We start from the raw sequence: 15,987 nt of genomic DNA on the forward strand, positions 1-15,987 counted from the left end.
TTACAGGAGGCGTATCGCCGAAGTGCCGATGATGATCATCGACACCGCCACCATCAGCGGCCGCACCGGCAGCCGTTTGACGAGGATCGCGCCGAAGGGGGCGGCGATGACGCCGCCGATGATCAGGCCGATCGCCGAATCGAGTTCCGACCAGCCGAGCGTCAGGATGAAGGTCAGGGAAATCGTCAGCGTCACCGCGAATTCGGTGAAATTGGTCGAGCCGATCACCCGCTTCAGGTCGTGACCGCGGCTGACGAGCGAACTGGTGACGATCGGCCCCCAGCCGCCGCCGCCGATCGCATCGAGCACGCCGCCGAAAAGCCCGACCGGCGGCACCATCCAGTCGCGAACATCCCGCTTCGGCGGCGGCCGAAAGGCCTTGTAGAGAATCACCAGCCCGATCGCGATCAGATAGGCCGACACGAAGGGCTCGATCGCCTTGCCGTCGATATTGGCAAGCAGATAGGCCCCGATCGCGCCGCCGATCATACCGGCCGGTGCAAGGCGCGCCACCAGGCGCCAGTCGACGTTGCGGTGATAGGCATGCGAGATGCCTGAGGCGGCGGTGGTGAACATTTCCGCCACATGCGTCATGGCGCTGGCATTGGCCGCCGGCACCCCGAAGGCGAGAAGGCTCGTCGTCGATAGCACGCCGAAGGCCATGCCGAGTGCGCCGTCGACGATCTGCGCGCAGAAACCCACGACGATGAAAAAGAAGAAATCCGATGTCATGCAGTCCCCTCAGACGAACGGTAGCATCAGAATAAGCGACGCGGGGAAAAAATTTCCGGTCTCAGCCGGCAAGTCCGCGCTGCTTCAGCCGGATGATCTTGAAGAAGCCGTTCGGAAAGACCGGCAGGATATCGGCAGCGGCAAAGTCACCGCGGCGCTCGGCCCAGGCGACGATGCGGTGAATGCGGAAGGCGGAGGACCAGCCGATGTGACGCACCAGCGGCGCCACTGCCGTCTCGATCGCACCCTGCAGACCGGCGCCGTCGCCAAGCTTGCTGGCAAGGATGATTTCGCCGCCTGGCCTCAGCACTCTCGCGCATTCGTCCAGCGCCCGTTCGGGTTCGGGGATGAGCGTGATGACGAAGGGCAGGCAGACGGCATCGAAAGACCGGTCGGCAAAGGTGAGCGCATGCGCATCCATTACCTCCAGCGCCTGCACATGCTCAAGGTTTTCGCGTTTCGCCTTTTCACGCGCCCGCGCGATCATGTGTTCGGAAATGTCGATGCCGGTCACCCGGCAGTGGCGCGGGTAATGCCCGAGTGTCAGGCCGGTGCCGACGCCGATCTCCAGGATGTCGGTGCCGGCCGCAGCGGCCAGGGCTGCAAGCTTGCGGTGGCCATCGCGCAGGATGCCGCGATAGACCCGGTCATAGACCGGTGCCCAGCGCTGATAGATTTTTTGCTGATCTTCCGCCCTGCTGCGAAGCTCTGACATGCCGGCACCTCCCCAGAAAATTCCAGGAAAAGTGAAAAGCGGTTTTCCAGGAATTGCATAAAACAAAAGATTTCAGCGGTTCTGCGCTTCCATGAAATAGCGCGATCCGCCGTAAAGCCCAGCCTTTCAACTCGTAAGGGTAGGCTCCGGTTCCCCACGAAATGTGACGCAAGGCACAGATTCTCACCTGCGACCACTTTAGGGGCGCCTGGGTGGCAGTCCGCTGCCGCCTATTTTGCCGGCATCAGCCCAAGCTGTTTGGCGTCCAGTTCGCTGCCGATCTCGACGGTCTTCTTTTGCTTGTCGTAGACGCAGATCTGGGCGATCAGCCCCTTGGCGCCCTTCGGCTTGCCGGTCACCAGGGCAAGCCCGTAATGCGAGCTGCCGAAGGGATCGACGGTGGCGCTGGGCTTCTCGATCGTGACCGCTGCCTTCTTGCATTTGGCCTCGACGTCGGCGGCGAGCTGCTTCCAGGCCTCATCGGAGGAGGCATGCGCCGCACCTGCCAGCGAAAGCAGCGCGGCTGTGGCGAGAAGCTGGATTATATTCCTGTTCATATCGGTCTCCGTTGATCTTTATCCCCAGCGAAGCGGTTTTCGGGGCGGGCATCCCCAGGGATTTGTCCAGGCGATTTGCATGCGCGATTCCAGCCTTGCAACTGAGGCAAATTTTCCTCCGGTCGGTCGTTTTTTGATAATTCGCCGGTTGCCTCTCCCCCTTTCCCCTCCTATGTTCCGCCTCACCTGCCGAGACGCAATCTATTGCCAAGAGGAGATCTGACATGGCTTTCGAATTGCCTGAACTTCCCTATGACTACGAAGCGCTTGCTCCCTTCATGTCGAAGGAAACGCTGGAGTTCCACCACGACAAGCACCACAAGGCCTATGTCGACAACGGCAACAAGCTCGCCGCCGAAGCCGGTCTTTCGGACCTGTCGCTCGAAGACGTCGTCAAGAAGTCCTTCGGCACCAATGCCGGCCTCTTCAACAACGCGGCCCAGCACTACAACCACATCCATTTCTGGAAGTGGATGAAGAAGGGCGGCGGCGGCAACAAGCTGCCGGGCAAGCTCGAAGCGGCCTTTACGTCTGATCTCGGCGGCTACGACAAGTTCAAGGCCGATTTCGCCAATGCCGGCGCCACCCAGTTCGGCTCCGGCTGGGCCTGGGTTTCCGTCAAGAACGGCAAGCTCGAAATCTCCAAGACCCCGAATGGCGAAAACCCGCTGGTTCACGGCGCCACCCCGATCCTCGGCGTCGACGTCTGGGAACACTCCTACTACATCGACTATCGCAACGCCCGCCCGAAATATCTCGAGGCCTTCGTCGATAGCCTGATCAACTGGGACTACGTCCTGGAACGCTACGAAGAAGCCACGAAGTAAGCGGTACCAGGCTCGCCGCCATGGCGGCGATGTCGTCCGCCTTTTTGAATTTGACACCCGGCGCGTCCAAAGCGCCGGGTGTTCTGTTTTCACGCGAAGCCGTCACATGCCTGTCATCGGCCGCTCCTAATCACGCCCCATGTCTTCCTCTGCTTCTCCCCTGTTCCGCTTCGGCATTATCGCCGACCCGCAATATGCGGCGATCGCGCCGCATGTGGCCTTGGATCGTTATTATGCCAACAGCCTTTCCAAGGTCGCCGAGGCGATCGAGATATTCAACGGTGAGGAGCTGAGCTTCGTCATGACGCTCGGCGATGTCATCGACCGCAGCTTTTCAAGCTTCGACGATATCCTGCCGGTCTACGGCAAGCTGAGGCACGAGGCGCTCTTCCTGCTCGGCAATCATGATTTCTCGGTTTCTGCGGGCCATCTCTCCGAAGTCGCGGCGCGTCTCGGCATGCCGTCGCCCTATTACAGCTTCTTGCGCCACGGCTGGCGCTTTATCGTGCTCGACGGCAACGAGGTCAGCATCTTCGCGCCGCCCGAAGGCCATCATCATCGTGAGCTGGCCGCTGAGATGCTGGCGGAGCTGCAGGCCAAGGGTGCGAAGAATGCGCATCGCTGGAATGCTGCGCTGAGCGACGAGCAGTTCGCCTGGCTCGGCGATGAAATCGCAAAAGCGGCCGGGGCCGGCGAGAAGGTGATCGTCATGAATCACTATCCGGTGCATCCGCCCAGTGAGCACGGCATGTGGGACAGCGAGCGCATCGTCGCGCTGCTCGCCTCTGAGCGCAATGTCGTCGCCTATCTCAACGGTCACGACCACGTCGGCAATTACGGCATGGCCGGCGCCTGCCACTTCGTCAATTTCAAGGGCGTGGTCGATACTGAGACGGAAAACGCCTTCGCGATCGTCGAGGTCCATGCCTCCAGCATCGAAATCCGCGGCTTCGGCCGCGAGGTGAGCCGCACGCTGTCCATCTAGCTGATTGCCGGCTCAACCGGCATCGCCTTCATTTCACTGATGTCGCGCTTCGGTGGTGTCCCGAACATGCGGGCATATTCGCGGCTGAACTGGGAGGCGCTCTCGTAACCCACCTGATAGGCCGCGTTTGCGGCGTTGAACCCATCGGTCACCATCAGCCGCCGGGCCTCGAGTAGCCGCAACTGCTTCTGATACTGCAGCGGCGTCATCGAGGTCAACATTTTGAAATGCTGGTGGAAGGAGGAAGGGCTCATCTTGGCTGCCGCCGCGAGCTTTTCCACCCGGACGGCGTCCGCAAAATTACCGCGCAACAAGTAAATGGCCTCGGCCACGCGGCGCGTATGGCTGTCGGGTAATGCAAGCTTGCAGATCTCATTGCCATTTTTTCCGGAAAGCAACCAGAAACTGATCTCTCGCATGATTGCCGGATGAAGGATTGGGATCGCTTTGGGCGTCGCGAGCGTCCGGATCAGCCTCAGTATGCAGTCCTGCAGCTCGGGGCCGAATTCTTGTACGAAAACACCCGGCCCGCCGTCGCCTGCCGGCTTCGGCGGTGCACCCATCTCCTCCAGCACCTCGCGCAGGATAGTGACGTCGAGTTCCAGGTTGATGGCGATCATCGGCCGTTCGGCACTGGCTTTCGTCACCTGTCCGAAGGCCGGCATCTCGACGCTGATGATCAGCGCCTGCATGGCTTCGTAATCGAAGAGCCGATCTCCGAACATGAGCTGCTTCGCGCCATCGACGATGATGCAGAGCGCCGGTCGGTAGATCGCCGGTTTCGGCATGGAGAGAGTGCTGGAACGCATCAGGAAAAAACCGTCAATAGCGGTGGCAAAAAGCCCGTCGCCTCCGCCATGGGCATCCATGTACCCGTTGAGCGCCTTCTTCAGATGTGCAGACATCCTGGTCTCCAATGAACGCGGGGTCGGTCTGCCGCGCCGGTGAGGGTGATCTTAATCCCTCAGCCCGTCTGGGCAAGGTGTTTGGAGGAATAGGCAAGAAATTGCAGAGTTTCGGCATTCAGCATTCGGGGCATGCGGCGCATAGATAGGCCATCAAAACATCAGGAGTACCTGAAATGCCTAACCAGAATTCAACCTCTAAAGTCGCAATCGTTACCGGCGGAAGCCGCGGCCTGGGCCGCAATACGGTCGTCAATCTGGCAAGGAGCGGCGTCGATGTGATCTTGACCTACAACTCGAACCGCGACGAGGCAGACAAGGTCGTCGCTGAGATCGAGGCGCTGGGCCGCAAGGCCGCCGCACTTCAACTCGATGCCGGCAACGTGGCAGCGTTCGATGCCTTTGTCGAAAGTGTACGCGAAATCATCAAGGGCTGGGGGCGTGAGCATTTCGACTTTCTCGTCAATAATGCCGGCACCAGCTACCACGCCCCGATTTCGGAGACAACCGAGGCGGAAATGGACAAGCTTTACAACCTGCATTTCAAGGGCGTCTTTTTCCTCACGCAGAAGCTCCTGCCGGTGATCGAGGACGGCGGCCGCATCGTCAACCTCTCCAGCGGTCTTGCCCGCATGGCCATGGTTGGCGCATCGGCCTATGGCTCGATGAAGGGTGCAGTCGAGGTGCTGACGCGCTACATGGCCAAGGAGCTTGGCCCCCGCGGCATTGCCGTCAACACCGTCGCCCCGGGCGCCATCGAGACCGATTTCAGCGGCGGCATGGTGAGGGACAATCCGGAGATCAACCGTGCAGTCGCTTCTATGACCGCACTCGGCCGCGCCGGTGTGCCCGACGATATAGGGCCGATGATCGCCTCCCTGTTGAGCGATGCCAACCGTTGGGTCAATGCCCAGCGCATCGAGGTTTCGGGCGGCATGTCGCTCTGAATAATCGCGATTGGGTGAACAGCTAGACGGCGATCGGTTTCTCCGTCCAACCGCTGGTCCAAAGTTCCCGCAACCGGTCGCCGTCGCCCTTGAAGAAATCCTCAGCTGTTGCGCAGCGCTCCACCCGGTCGCTGCGAAAATTGCGGATCGCCTGGCGCAGTTCGCACCAGGCGACGATATTGGCGGTCTGCGAATAATAGATCAGCGCGACCGGCCGGATCGTCCTCTCGCTCGCGCGGCCGAGTTCGTCGCGGTAACCGAGCATCAGCTTGCGTTCGTCACGGATCGCGCGGCGCACGATCGCAAGGTCGAAGCCTGCCGGCTGCGCAATCGAGCCCCAGGCATAAAGCGCCTTGTTGTCCATCGCCTGGCGCAGCGGCGCCGGCACGGCGCCTGATATCTTCCGGTTGACCCGGCGCGCGGCCTGTTTCAGCTCCTCGTCGGCCGTCCGTTCGAGCAGCGCCAGCGACAGCACGATCGCCTCCATCTCCTCGATCGAGAACATCAGCGGCGGCAGGTCGAAGCCCGGCCGCATGATGTAGCCGATGCCGCGCCCACCCTCGATCGGCACCCGCATCGCCTGAAGTGCGGCGATGTCGCGGTAGATCGAGCGCACGGTCACCTCGAGCGTCTCCGCCATCGTCGCCGCCGTCATCGGCTTTCTTGCCAGCCTGAGGATCTGAATGATCTCGAAAAGCCGCGAGGCCTTGCGCATTTTACCTCTCCATCCGCCACGCTCCTGACAATACACTGTCAGTTGGGTTTGCGTATAGAGCCGCCTATCGGATTGAAATCAATCAGGGTCTTTCAAAAAGGCCCGCAGAACCCAAGGCGGTAACTGACATGAACTACCATGAAAACCTCTGGCTCTTCTTCACCCTTCTCTTCGGCATCATCATTGTGCCGGGCATGGACATGCTCTTCGTGCTCGCCAATTCGCTGACCGGCGGCGTCAAACGCGGGCTGGCGGCGACCGGCGGCATCATGGCCGGCGGCGCGGTGCATTCGGCCTATGGCGCGGCCGGCGTCGGCGTGCTCGTCACCATGCTGCCGCAGTTTTTCAACGTGCTGCTCTTTGCCGGCGTCGCCTACATGATCTGGATCGGCATCTCGCTGATCCGCAGTTCGATCACCGTCGAGGCGGTCGGGCCGGGAACCGCGCGCTCCGGCTGGCGCGCCTTCCGCCAGGGCGCCGTCACCTGTCTGGTCAATCCGAAGGCCTATATTTTCATGTTTGCCGTCTATCCGCAGTTCCTCAGGCCGGAATATGGCCCCATCTGGATGCAGGGGCTGATCATGGGCGCCATGACCGTCGTCACCCAGTTTGCCATCTACGGCACGCTGGCGATGACGGCCGGCCGCAGCCGCGACTTGCTCGTCGCCAACCCTGATGTCACGGCCTTTGTCGGCCGCTTCGCCGGACTGCTGCTGGTTGCGGTCTCCGCCTTCAGCCTCTGGCAGGGGTGGAAAAGCGCTTGAGCGCCACTGCATGTCGCCCGGAAGTGTGCAGCGGTTCCGGGATAACGACGTGCATAAAGCAGAGAACTGCCTATCACATTGTTTTTATGATGATCCGGCAAAACGTGACTGCCCGGAAGCATGGATTTTGTCATGCTGCCGGTGCAGATTGGCCATTCGGCCAGCTTGGCCGAGGAAAAAGGGAGAGCAATATGAATTGGAAAGCAGCAGCGGCGGCCGTAGCCATGGCCGGCATGGCCTTCGGTTCGGTGACCGCCGCCGACGGCACCCATGATTCGCGGGTTGCGTTGATGAAGCAGATCGGCGGTTCGGCCGGGGCCCTAGCAGCCATCGCCAAAGGCACCAAGCCGTATGACGCCGAAGCGGTGAAGGCGGCGCTCACGACGATCGCCACAACGGCCAAGGTCTTCCCCGACCAGTTCAAGCCGGGCACGGAGACCGGCGACGAGGCAGCGAGCCCGAAGATTTGGGAAAACATGGACGACTTCAAGGCGCGCGCCGCCAAACTCTCTGCTGATGCCGAAACCGCGCTGGCTCAGCTTCCGGCCGATCCCGCAGCCATTGGTGCGACGATGAACACGCTCGGCGCCAATTGCGCCGGCTGTCACAAGGCCTATCGCCTCGGCAAGTGAGCGATAGGCCGTTTTCATCTGGATACTCGATCCGCGCCAGCCTTGCCGCCGGCGCGGATCGCCTTATTCTCCGCCTGCGCCGGACCGGTCGCGGGATCGACTGCAGGGAAATGTTGACAACAGGGGAGGCGGCGCATGGTCCGCAGGTTCATCCGGGTACTGCTCTGTCTGATCGGCGTCGGCGTCCTCGGCGGGGGCGCCTTCTATCTCGTCACCGCACCCGATCCGCTGCCGGAGAGCCATTGGGCGGGTCTCGGCGCGCCCGACCTGGCAAATGGCCAGATGGTTTTCTGGGCGGGCGGCTGCGTCAGCTGTCATGCTGCACCCGGTTCCGAAGGCGATGCCAAGCTGACACTTGCAGGCGGCCTGGCGCTGAAGAGCCCCTTCGGGACCTTCCATGTGCCGAACATCTCACCCGATGAAACGGCCGGTATCGGCGGCTGGACACTTGCTGAGTTCGGCAACGCGATGAAGCGGGGCGTCGGCCCGGGCGGGCAGCATCTCTATCCGTCCTTCCCCTATGGCTCCTATTCCCGCATGAGCGACAAGGACGTCAACGATCTTTTCGCCTTCCTGAAAACCCTGCCGAAGAGCGCAAACGTCGCGCCGCCGCATGACCTGCCATTCCCTTACAACATCCGGCTGGCGCTCGGCGGCTGGAAATTCCTCTATCTCAACGACCAGCCGCGCGTCGCCCTGGCAAAGAGCGACGACAAGATCAAGCGCGGGCAATATCTCGTCGAAGGCCCCGGCCATTGCGGCGAATGCCATACGCCGCGTGATGCGCTCGGCGGCTTCAAGGCGGATCAGTGGCTTGCCGGCGCGCCCAATCCGGAAGGCAAGGGCCGCATACCCGATATCACCCCGGCCTCCGAGAGCATCGGCAGCTGGAGCGAAGCCGATATCGTGAGCTACCTCGAAACCGGCTTCACGCCCGATTTCGATTCCGTCGGCGGCCAGATGGTCGATGTGCAGCAGAACATCGCCCGCCTGGCGGCCTCCGATCGCGAGGCGATCGCCGCCTATCTGAAGGCGGTGCCGGGGCGTTAAAGCATGTCGGGCAAAAATGTGCAGTGGTTTTGCGGGATAGCAGTGGTTTTGCGGGATAAAAGGGCGCTGCATTTTCCGAAAGCCGATCTCGATCCTGCTTACAGGGATGTAGGACCAGGCATGAGATCATAGGGATGGCGCCAGCCGGGCATGTTGCTGATACGATCTTTCCAGGCTGCGATTGCCGGATAGGCGCTGTGATCGATTCCGGTTTCCTCCGGCATGAAGACGTAGCCCGCCAGAGAGAGGTCGGCGATCGTCACCCGGTCGCCGACCATGAAGGCCCGGTGCGCCAGATGTTCGTCAACAATTGCATAGGCAGCTTTAGCCCTCAGTCTTAAAAACTCGACGACGGGTGTCTCGCCGCTCTTCTGCAGGCCATACATGAACCTCAGCGTCGCGTAATAGCTCGTGAATTTATGGTTGTCGAAAAGGATCCAGCGCATGACGTCGCGTCGTTCTTCGGCCGTCTGCGCGCCAAACTGGCCTGTCACCTCTGACAAGTAGTCCAGGATAATACCCGATTGGCTGATCTTCATTTGCCCATGTTCGAGCACAGGCGCTTCGCCCTGTTCGTTGATGGTTTTTCGCCATTCTTCAGTTCGCGTTTCGCCGCCCAGATAATCAACGAAAATGCTTTCCCACTTGATGCCGGCAAGAGCAAAGAAGAGTGCGACCTTGTAACAATTCCCCGAGAGAGCGAAGCAATGGAGTTTGAAGTCAGGCATGAAAAGCTCCTTACAAAAATAAAACTCAAAAGGATTGATCACGCGAATCTGGAAGATCGCGATGCGCTTTAAGTAATCGACTGCAGGTAGCGCATGCCGGTCACCGGACGCGGGATGAAATCCAGCTGTTCGTAGAAGCGGTGCGCCAGCACGTTTCCGGTCGCAGCACTGACGGAAAGGTAGCCGCAGCCGGCATTGCGGGCGGTTTCGCGCGCCCGGTCGACGAGCAGCTGGCCGGTGCCGTGACCGCGATGGCCGTCGCGCACGAAGAGATGGTGCAGGTCCATGCCGCGCTTGCCTTCCTGCGCCCTGTAGAGCGGTACGAGAATGGCGTAGCCGATCAGCCCTTCGCTGGTCTCGGCGACGAGCGCATTGATCCAGGGCAGGGGCCCGAACAGGTCGCGCTCCAGCTGCTCGGCCGTTGTAGCAGCCGCATCGCCGTGATGGGCGGCAAGCAGGGCGATCATTTCGCCGAGTTCGGGCAGGTCGCGCGGCTTGGCGGCACGGATCGTCACCACCGATGGGCGCATCAGTGAAATTTCGCTGTCTTCGATTTCGGTCATGGTCTTCGCGTCCTTTGATAGTCTGCCGTCAGGACGCTGCTGATACAACAAAGCCGCCTGACGGCGGCTTGTTGACAATATGATCTTGTCCGGCCGCCCTTTACAGGTACAGCCAAAAATACGAGCGGCTCTGGTGCGCATTTTTGATCATGGGTCATAGATCGTCGGAAACGCAGCCTTTGTCAATGGGGATCGGTGACCATCACGGCATTGAGCTCCGGCTTCAGTCTTGATAGGCTAGCCCCCTATGCTATATGAGAACCTATCATGTCCCACACCACCCTGCAGAAAAAGAAGCTCGTCGCCCGCATCAGCCGCCTGAAGGGGCAGATGGAGGCGGTCGAGCGCGCGCTCGAGGCCGAGCGCCCCTGCGGCGAGATCCTGCAACTGCTCGCCTCGATCCGTGGCGCCCTGACCGGGCTGACCGGCGAGGTGCTGGACGATCACCTGCGCGAGCATGTGCTGAATGCCGCTGGCGATGCGGCCAGGGCAGAGGCGGTCGAGGAAATATCGGAAGTGTTGAGAACCTATCTGCGCTAGAGCGATTCCAGGAAACGTGTGAAGCGGTCTTCCCAGGTAGAGCGCGAAGTGGTTTTGCCGAGAAGTACGTAAAAACAAAAACTTAGAGCGACGAAGGAGCCTGTCATGAGTGCCGGAATCGACAAAGCTGGAATTGATGCCCTGGAACATGATCACGTCTTCCTCGGCACCGATCATGCGCGCAACGAGCGGCGCATCTGGCTGGTGATCGCGCTGACGGCGGTGATGATGGTGTCGGAAATCGCCGCGGGCACCATCTACGGCTCGATGGCGCTCGTCGCCGATGGCTGGCACATGTCGACACATGCCAGCGCACTGCTGATTTCCGCGCTCGCCTATCTCTTCGCCCGCCGGCAGGCGCGCAATCCGCGTTTCACCTTCGGCACAGGCAAGCTCGGCGATCTCGCCGGCTTCGCCAGCGCCATCGTCCTCGCGCTGATCGCCCTGCTGATGGGCTGGGAAAGCCTGCTGCGCCTTTCCAATCCCGTGCCGATCGGCTTTACCCAGGCGATCGCCGTGGCGGTGATCGGCCTTGCCGTCAATCTGGTGAGCGCCTGGCTGCTTGCCGGCGGCGGTCATGTCGCGCATGGCGATCATGCGCATCACGGGCATGGCAATCATGCCCATGCCCATGGCCATCATCATCATGGACATGGCGACCATGCCCATCATGCAAAGTCCGGCGACAACAATATCCGCGCCGCTTATCTGCATGTCATCGCCGATGCCCTGACCTCCGTGCTCGCCATTGCGGCGCTGACGCTCGGCAGTCTCTACGGCTGGCTCTGGCTCGATCCCTTGATGGGCATCGTCGGCGGGTTGGTGATCGCCAATTGGTCCTGGAGCCTGATGAAATCCTCGGGCGGCGTCCTTCTCGACGTGGTTCCCGAAGGCGAGACGCTGCCGGCCGAAATCCGCGGGGCCATCGAGACGGAGGGCGACCGGATCACCGATCTGCATGTCTGGCAGGTCGGCCCCGGCCATCATGCCGCGATCGTCGCCGTCCTCACGTCGCAGCCGCGCGACCCGGCTTTCTACAAGGGCAGGCTCTCGACGCTGGGAGAACTGTCGCATGTGACGGTCGAGGTCACGCGCGCCGCATGATCGGGCGGGCGGAGACGCTCGGCGGACGACAAGATCGCTCGGCGGACGACAAAGGTCGCCGCGGGGACGAGATGCCGCCGCAATCGCTGCTTAGCTCTGTCCTCCTGATTCGCCGGAGGATTTCATGGATCTCAGTCTGACCCGCCGCATGCTGATAGGCTCGGCATTGTGCCTACCCGTGCTGACGCTTCGAGCCAATGCCGAGGAGGGGGCCAAGGGGAGTGCAGGCGAGGGCGAGGACAATATTGAACATCGCCTTGCCGCTTTGGAAAAACGCACCGGCGGCCGTCTCGGCGTCTCCGTGCTCGATACCGAGACGAGCATCTCCTTCGGCTATCGCGGCAGCGAGGCATTTCCGATGTGCAGCACCTTCAAGGCGCTGGCCGCCGCTTTCGTGCTTGCCCGGACCGACAAGGGCGAGGAGAACCTCGGCCGGCGGGTGAGCTACGGCAGGGACAAGCTCGTCGATTATTCGCCGATCAGCGAAAAACACGCCGGAACCGATGGCATGACCCTTGCCGAACTCTGCGAGGCGGCGGTGACCGTCAGCGACAACACTGCCGGCAATCTGCTGCTCGAAAGTTTCGGCGGTCCGGCGGGGTTGACCGATTGGCTGCGCTCGATCGGTGACGGCACGACGCGTCTCGACCGTACCGAGCCGACGCTGAACGAGGGCAGGAAGGGTGATCCGCGCGACACGACGACACCGGATGCGATGCTCGACACACTCGGCAACCTGACGCTCGGCTCTGTCCTCACCGAAACCTCCTCAGACAGGCTGATCGCCTGGCTGGTGGCGAGCACGACAGGCAAGGTGCGGCTGCGCGCCGGCCTGCCCGCGGATTGGAAGGTCGGCGACAAGACCGGCACCGGCCCGAACGGATCACTCGGCGATATCGCGGTGATCTGGCCGCCGGATCGCGGCCCCATCGTCGCCGCCGTCTATATCAGCGAGACGACCGTGCCGGTAAAGGAGCTCAACCCGATCTTTGCCGAAGTCGGCCGGATGATCGTCGAGATGGTGTGAATCGGGAAAAGCGAAGGGCATCATCGACAGCTGTCCGGTTCGCGTCGGAAAACCCCTCCCCAACCCCTCCCCACAAGGGGGAGGGACTAACCTGAGGCGAGATTCTGCCACCAAAATACGCTGCCACAGGCTGCATCCTCAGGAATGAAATGCAACGGGCGCCACACGGCAGCCCCTCCCCCTTGTGGGGAGGGGTTGGGGAGGGGTCTTTCTCAAAATGCGGGCAATTCGAAATGCTCCAGCTCAAGCAGCCGGTACGTCGTCCACCTTCTCGGTGCCGTCATCCTCGATGCCGGCCATCTCGCGCTTGATTTGGTCAGCGATTTCCTTCTCGATCGCGGCGCGCTGGTCGGCCGGCATGGCGGCCAGATCGGCTTCGGACAGATCGTGCTGCTCGAGATAGCGGGCCCGGATATATTCCGCTGGCGTCATGTTTCCCCATTTGGAGAATTCGTCGACCACGGAATCATGCGCCGCCCTTGCCGCCACTTCTTCCTCGGAAGGCGGGTTGATATAAGGACCTTCAGCGCTTTGAAGAGCCCACATGGTGTTGGCGATCGACGGCGGCGTGCTGCTCGGTTCGAGACCGGGCGCGGCATTGGGCGCCGTTTTCGTGAAATCCGCCGTCTGCTGATTCTTGGATTTGGCCGGCTGATCGAAAAGGCCGCCGATGCCGTAATTGTTGCGAATATTACTGGAAATTTCCATAAAAACTCTCCCCGAAAAACGGGGAGAGAATGGCGCGGCAAACCTGCGCAGAGCTTGCGGGAAGCTTCACGTCACGGCAACGTATAGGCGATCACGTAATCGCCGGGCTGGGTGCCGACCGAGCCGTGGCCGCCGGCGACCATGACGACATATTGTTTGTTGTCATCAGTCGTATAGGTCATCGGCGTCGCCTGGCCGCCGGCCGGAAGCCGCGCCTTCCAGATCTCTCGTCCGTTGGTCACGTCATAGGCGCGCAGGTAGTTATCGACCGCAGCACCGAGAAAAGCGACGCCGCCCTTGGTCAACATCGGCCCGCCGATCCCCGGCACGCCGACCTTGAAGGGCAGGGGTAATGGCGTCATGTCGCGGACGGTGCCGTTCTTGTGCATATAGGCGATCTTGCCGGTGCGCAGGTCGACGCCGGCGACATAACCCCATGGCGGCGCCTGGCAGGGGATCTGCAGCAGACCGAGGAAGGGACCCATGAAGACGCCGTAGGGCGCGCCGTCATTGCGGTTCAGCCCCTGTTCGCTGCCCTTCTCGTCCTGGCCTCGCGGCGGAATGTCGGCGGCCGGTATAAGCCGCGAGGTGAAGGCGAGATAGGTCGGCATGCCGAACATGATCTGCCGCTCCGGATCCACCGCCACCGAGCCCCAGTTGAAGGTGCCGAAATTGCCGGGATAGACGATCGTCCCCTTGAGTGAAGGCGGCGTATAGCGGCCCTCGTACTGGTAGCGGTGAAAGTCGATGCGGCAGGCGAGCTGATCGAACAGCGACACGCCCCACATGTCCTTTTCTTGGAGCGGCTCGGGCGAGAAGGTGAGGTCCGAGATCGGCTGCGTCGGCGAGGTATGATCGCCGGTGACTGCGCCACCAGGCGCCGGGATTTCCTTGACCGGGATGATCGGCTCGCCGCTGCGCCGGTCGAGCACATAGATATCACCCTGTTTGGTGGGGCCGACCAGGGCAGGAACCACGGTGCCGTCCTGCTTGGTCAGGTCGATCAGCGCCGGCTGGGCGGGGACGTCCATGTCCCAGAGATCGTGATGCACCGTCTGGCGCACCCAGCGCAGCTGGCCGGTGGCGATATCGAGCGCGACGATCGAGGAGGAGAATTTCTCGACATTCTCGCTGCGGTTGATACCGATCTGGTCGGGCACCTGGTTGCCGAGCGGTATGTAGACCATGCCGAGCGCCTCGTCGACGCTGAAGACCGACCAGCTGTTCGGCGAGTTGGTCGTATAGGTCTGGCCCTCGGCGATCGGCGTCGTCACGTCGGGATTGCCGGAATCCCAGTTCCAGACCAGCGCGCCGGTATTGATGTCAAAGGCGCGGATGACGCCGGATTGTTCCTCGGTCGAATAATTGTCGTTCACCGCCCCGCCGACGATGATCTTGCCCGCCACCGCGACCGGTGGCGAGGTGGAATAATAATAGCCGGCCGGATTGAAGCGCATGCCGGTTTCCAGATGCAGCACGCCCTGGTCGGCAAAGCTGGTGCAGACCTTTCCGTCCGCCGCATCGAGCGCGATCAGCCGGGCGTCGGAGGTCGGCAGGTAGACACGCTCGGCGCAGGGCTGGCCGGCGGCAACGGCAGGATCGGCATAATAGGTGACGCCGCGGCAGGTCTGATGCTGCCGATTAGAATTCATGCCCGAGTTGGAGTCGTATTTCCATTTCTCCTTGCCGGTCTTGGCGTCGAGCGCGATCGCCCAGTTATGCGGGGTGCAGAGATAGAGCGTGTCCTTCACCTTGAGCGGCGTCACCTGATAGGTCGTCTCGCCGACATCGTCCGGCCGCTTGACGTCGCCGGTCTGGTATCGCCACGCTTCCTTGAGGGTGGAGACGTTTTCGGCGGTGATCTGGTCGAGTGGCGAGTAGCGCTGGCCGAAGGACGTGCGGCCGTATTGATGCCATTCGCCATCAGGCACGCTGCCGCCGACGGCGGGGTTGGCGGTGACCTGATCCTTCGGCAGGTCGCCGGCAAGATCATGCGGGTCTGTCGTCATCGAATAAAGGGCGACCAGGATGGCGAGAATGACAGGCACGGCGAGCGGCCAGGGGTTCGCGGCATAGGTGATGCCCGTCGGACTGCGCAGGCCGAGCGGCCGGCGGATCCATGGCGTCAGCAGCCAGAGCCCGAGCAGGATAATCATGCCGCCGCGCGGCCCCAGCTGCCACCAGTCGAAGCCGACCTCCCAAATCGCCCAGGCAAGTGCTGCGACGACGAGCACCGCATAGACCCAGAGCGCCACCGCCTTGCGCATCAACAGCAGCCCGGCGGTGATCAGGAACATCAGCCCGGCGAATAGATAGAAGACGCTGCCGCCGAGCGTGACGAGCCAGAGGCCGCCGCCGCCGAGTGTGAGTCCGATGATGATGAAGAAGATGGAGGTGACGATGATCGCCATAAGGCAGTCTCCCGCTGAGGTTAGCCGGGCTGAGGGATCGGCGGAAAAGTCCCGCCGATCAGCCAGATAGCGCGAAG

Annotated in this window: 18 protein-coding genes; 9 read left to right on the plus strand and 9 right to left on the minus strand. The window is 61.8% G+C overall.

What is annotated here, in order from left to right; genetic code table 11:
- The 3 genes from BS630_RS01370 to BS630_RS01380 form a co-directional block, all read right to left on the minus strand.
- Positions 1 to 732, minus strand: a complete 732-nt coding sequence (locus BS630_RS01370; RefSeq protein WP_077975979.1) for a sulfite exporter TauE/SafE family protein — start codon at positions 730 to 732, stop codon at positions 1 to 3.
- Positions 733 to 793: 61 nt separating this feature from the next.
- Complete coding sequence (locus BS630_RS01375) at positions 794 to 1,447, minus strand: class I SAM-dependent methyltransferase (RefSeq protein ID WP_077975980.1); 654 nt, start codon at positions 1,445 to 1,447, stop codon at positions 794 to 796.
- A 230-nt stretch (positions 1,448 to 1,677) separates the two neighbouring features.
- Entirely contained in the window at positions 1,678 to 2,004 is a 327-nt protein-coding gene (locus BS630_RS01380) for a hypothetical protein (protein ID WP_077975981.1), read from the minus strand.
- Between the two features lie 224 nt (positions 2,005 to 2,228).
- On the opposite strand from BS630_RS01380, the gene BS630_RS01385 reads away from it, so the two are divergent.
- Both BS630_RS01385 and BS630_RS01390 read left to right on the plus strand, forming a co-directional pair.
- Positions 2,229 to 2,831, plus strand: coding sequence for a superoxide dismutase (locus tag BS630_RS01385; RefSeq protein ID WP_008528928.1), 603 nt, complete (start codon positions 2,229 to 2,231; stop codon positions 2,829 to 2,831).
- A 139-nt stretch (positions 2,832 to 2,970) separates the two neighbouring features.
- Positions 2,971 to 3,816: a metallophosphoesterase gene (locus tag BS630_RS01390; protein WP_077975982.1), complete on the plus strand. Its 846-nt coding sequence runs from the start codon at positions 2,971 to 2,973 to the stop codon at positions 3,814 to 3,816.
- Here BS630_RS01390 and BS630_RS01395 read toward each other — a convergent pair.
- Positions 3,813 to 4,721 carry an AraC family transcriptional regulator gene (locus BS630_RS01395; RefSeq protein ID WP_077975983.1) on the minus strand — a complete coding sequence of 303 codons (909 nt, stop codon included), beginning with the start codon at positions 4,719 to 4,721 and terminating at the stop codon, positions 3,813 to 3,815. The two genes, BS630_RS01390 and BS630_RS01395, sit on opposite strands and share 4 nt — an antisense overlap.
- Before the next feature lie 176 nt (positions 4,722 to 4,897).
- Here BS630_RS01395 and BS630_RS01400 point away from each other — a divergent pair, with 176 nt between their 5' ends.
- Positions 4,898 to 5,668 (plus strand): SDR family NAD(P)-dependent oxidoreductase, encoded by a 771-nt coding sequence (locus BS630_RS01400; RefSeq protein WP_077975984.1) that lies wholly within the window; start codon positions 4,898 to 4,900, stop codon positions 5,666 to 5,668.
- A 22-nt stretch (positions 5,669 to 5,690) separates the two neighbouring features.
- Here the strand turns inward: BS630_RS01400 and BS630_RS01405 are convergent, their stop codons facing one another.
- Positions 5,691 to 6,383, minus strand: a complete 693-nt coding sequence (locus BS630_RS01405) for a helix-turn-helix transcriptional regulator (RefSeq protein WP_012756619.1) — start codon at positions 6,381 to 6,383, stop codon at positions 5,691 to 5,693.
- 128 nt (positions 6,384 to 6,511) lie between these two features.
- Between BS630_RS01405 and BS630_RS01410 the strand changes: the two genes are divergently transcribed.
- The 3 genes from BS630_RS01410 (at position 6,512) to BS630_RS01420 (ending at position 8,829) form a co-directional block, all read left to right on the plus strand.
- A complete protein-coding gene (locus tag BS630_RS01410) occupies positions 6,512 to 7,147 on the plus strand; it encodes a LysE family translocator (RefSeq protein WP_017959594.1) in 636 nt (211 codons plus the stop codon).
- Positions 7,148 to 7,338: 191 nt separating this feature from the next.
- Positions 7,339 to 7,779, plus strand: coding sequence for a c-type cytochrome (locus tag BS630_RS01415; protein WP_017959595.1), 441 nt, complete (start codon positions 7,339 to 7,341; stop codon positions 7,777 to 7,779).
- 135 nt (positions 7,780 to 7,914) lie between these two features.
- Positions 7,915 to 8,829 carry a cytochrome c gene (locus BS630_RS01420; protein ID WP_077975985.1) on the plus strand — a complete coding sequence of 305 codons (915 nt, stop codon included), beginning with the start codon at positions 7,915 to 7,917 and terminating at the stop codon, positions 8,827 to 8,829.
- Between the two features lie 98 nt (positions 8,830 to 8,927).
- On the opposite strand, the gene BS630_RS01425 is transcribed toward BS630_RS01420, so the two are convergent.
- Entirely contained in the window at positions 8,928 to 9,557 is a 630-nt protein-coding gene (locus BS630_RS01425) for a glutathione S-transferase family protein (RefSeq protein ID WP_077975986.1), read from the minus strand.
- Between the two features lie 68 nt (positions 9,558 to 9,625).
- Positions 9,626 to 10,120: a GNAT family N-acetyltransferase gene (locus tag BS630_RS01430; protein ID WP_077975987.1), complete on the minus strand. Its 495-nt coding sequence runs from the start codon at positions 10,118 to 10,120 to the stop codon at positions 9,626 to 9,628.
- Between the two features lie 267 nt (positions 10,121 to 10,387).
- Between BS630_RS01430 and dmeR the strand changes: the two genes are divergently transcribed.
- From dmeR to bla, 3 genes are all read left to right on the plus strand, one after another.
- Entirely contained in the window at positions 10,388 to 10,660 is a 273-nt protein-coding gene (gene dmeR, locus BS630_RS01435) for a Ni(II)/Co(II)-sensing transcriptional repressor DmeR (protein WP_077975988.1), read from the plus strand.
- Positions 10,661 to 10,765: 105 nt separating this feature from the next.
- Positions 10,766 to 11,764 carry a CDF family Co(II)/Ni(II) efflux transporter DmeF gene (dmeF, locus tag BS630_RS01440; RefSeq protein ID WP_077975993.1) on the plus strand — a complete coding sequence of 333 codons (999 nt, stop codon included), beginning with the start codon at positions 10,766 to 10,768 and terminating at the stop codon, positions 11,762 to 11,764.
- 124 nt (positions 11,765 to 11,888) lie between these two features.
- Positions 11,889 to 12,791, plus strand: a complete 903-nt coding sequence (bla, locus tag BS630_RS01445; RefSeq protein ID WP_077975995.1) for a class A beta-lactamase — start codon at positions 11,889 to 11,891, stop codon at positions 12,789 to 12,791.
- Positions 12,792 to 13,034: 243 nt separating this feature from the next.
- On the opposite strand, the gene BS630_RS01450 is transcribed toward bla, so the two are convergent.
- Together BS630_RS01450 and BS630_RS01455 are read right to left on the minus strand one after the other, a co-directional pair.
- A complete protein-coding gene (locus BS630_RS01450; protein ID WP_077975997.1) occupies positions 13,035 to 13,499 on the minus strand; it encodes a hypothetical protein in 465 nt (154 codons plus the stop codon).
- A gap of 71 nt (positions 13,500 to 13,570) precedes the next feature.
- Positions 13,571 to 15,910, minus strand: coding sequence for a glucose/quinate/shikimate family membrane-bound PQQ-dependent dehydrogenase (locus BS630_RS01455; protein WP_077975999.1), 2,340 nt, complete (start codon positions 15,908 to 15,910; stop codon positions 13,571 to 13,573).
- Positions 15,911 to 15,987 lie beyond the last annotated feature (77 nt).

Source organism: Rhizobium laguerreae, from assembly GCF_002008165.1.
Taxonomy (GTDB): Bacteria; Pseudomonadota; Alphaproteobacteria; order Rhizobiales; family Rhizobiaceae; genus Rhizobium; species Rhizobium laguerreae.

What these genes read in the sequence shown, in the direction of transcription:
- BS630_RS01370 (WP_077975979.1), bottom strand. Translation starts at nt 732, where the DNA reads ATGACATCGGATTTCTTCTTTTTCATCGTCGTGGGTTTCTGCGCGCAG.
- BS630_RS01375 (WP_077975980.1), bottom strand. Translation starts at nt 1,447, where the DNA reads ATGTCAGAGCTTCGCAGCAGGGCGGAAGATCAGCAAAAAATCTATCAG.
- BS630_RS01380 (WP_077975981.1), bottom strand. Translation starts at nt 2,004, where the DNA reads ATGAACAGGAATATAATCCAGCTTCTCGCCACAGCCGCGCTGCTTTCG.
- BS630_RS01385 (WP_008528928.1), top strand. Translation starts at nt 2,229, where the DNA reads ATGGCTTTCGAATTGCCTGAACTTCCCTATGACTACGAAGCGCTTGCT.
- BS630_RS01390 (WP_077975982.1), top strand. Translation starts at nt 2,971, where the DNA reads ATGTCTTCCTCTGCTTCTCCCCTGTTCCGCTTCGGCATTATCGCCGAC.
- BS630_RS01395 (WP_077975983.1), bottom strand. Translation starts at nt 4,721, where the DNA reads ATGTCTGCACATCTGAAGAAGGCGCTCAACGGGTACATGGATGCCCAT.
- BS630_RS01400 (WP_077975984.1), top strand. Translation starts at nt 4,898, where the DNA reads ATGCCTAACCAGAATTCAACCTCTAAAGTCGCAATCGTTACCGGCGGA.
- BS630_RS01405 (WP_012756619.1), bottom strand. Translation starts at nt 6,383, where the DNA reads ATGCGCAAGGCCTCGCGGCTTTTCGAGATCATTCAGATCCTCAGGCTG.
- BS630_RS01410 (WP_017959594.1), top strand. Translation starts at nt 6,512, where the DNA reads ATGAACTACCATGAAAACCTCTGGCTCTTCTTCACCCTTCTCTTCGGC.
- BS630_RS01415 (WP_017959595.1), top strand. Translation starts at nt 7,339, where the DNA reads ATGAATTGGAAAGCAGCAGCGGCGGCCGTAGCCATGGCCGGCATGGCC.
- BS630_RS01420 (WP_077975985.1), top strand. Translation starts at nt 7,915, where the DNA reads ATGGTCCGCAGGTTCATCCGGGTACTGCTCTGTCTGATCGGCGTCGGC.
- BS630_RS01425 (WP_077975986.1), bottom strand. Translation starts at nt 9,557, where the DNA reads ATGCCTGACTTCAAACTCCATTGCTTCGCTCTCTCGGGGAATTGTTAC.
- BS630_RS01430 (WP_077975987.1), bottom strand. Translation starts at nt 10,120, where the DNA reads ATGACCGAAATCGAAGACAGCGAAATTTCACTGATGCGCCCATCGGTG.
- dmeR (WP_077975988.1), top strand. Translation starts at nt 10,388, where the DNA reads ATGTCCCACACCACCCTGCAGAAAAAGAAGCTCGTCGCCCGCATCAGC.
- dmeF (WP_077975993.1), top strand. Translation starts at nt 10,766, where the DNA reads ATGAGTGCCGGAATCGACAAAGCTGGAATTGATGCCCTGGAACATGAT.
- bla (WP_077975995.1), top strand. Translation starts at nt 11,889, where the DNA reads ATGGATCTCAGTCTGACCCGCCGCATGCTGATAGGCTCGGCATTGTGC.
- BS630_RS01450 (WP_077975997.1), bottom strand. Translation starts at nt 13,499, where the DNA reads ATGGAAATTTCCAGTAATATTCGCAACAATTACGGCATCGGCGGCCTT.
- BS630_RS01455 (WP_077975999.1), bottom strand. Translation starts at nt 15,910, where the DNA reads ATGGCGATCATCGTCACCTCCATCTTCTTCATCATCATCGGACTCACA.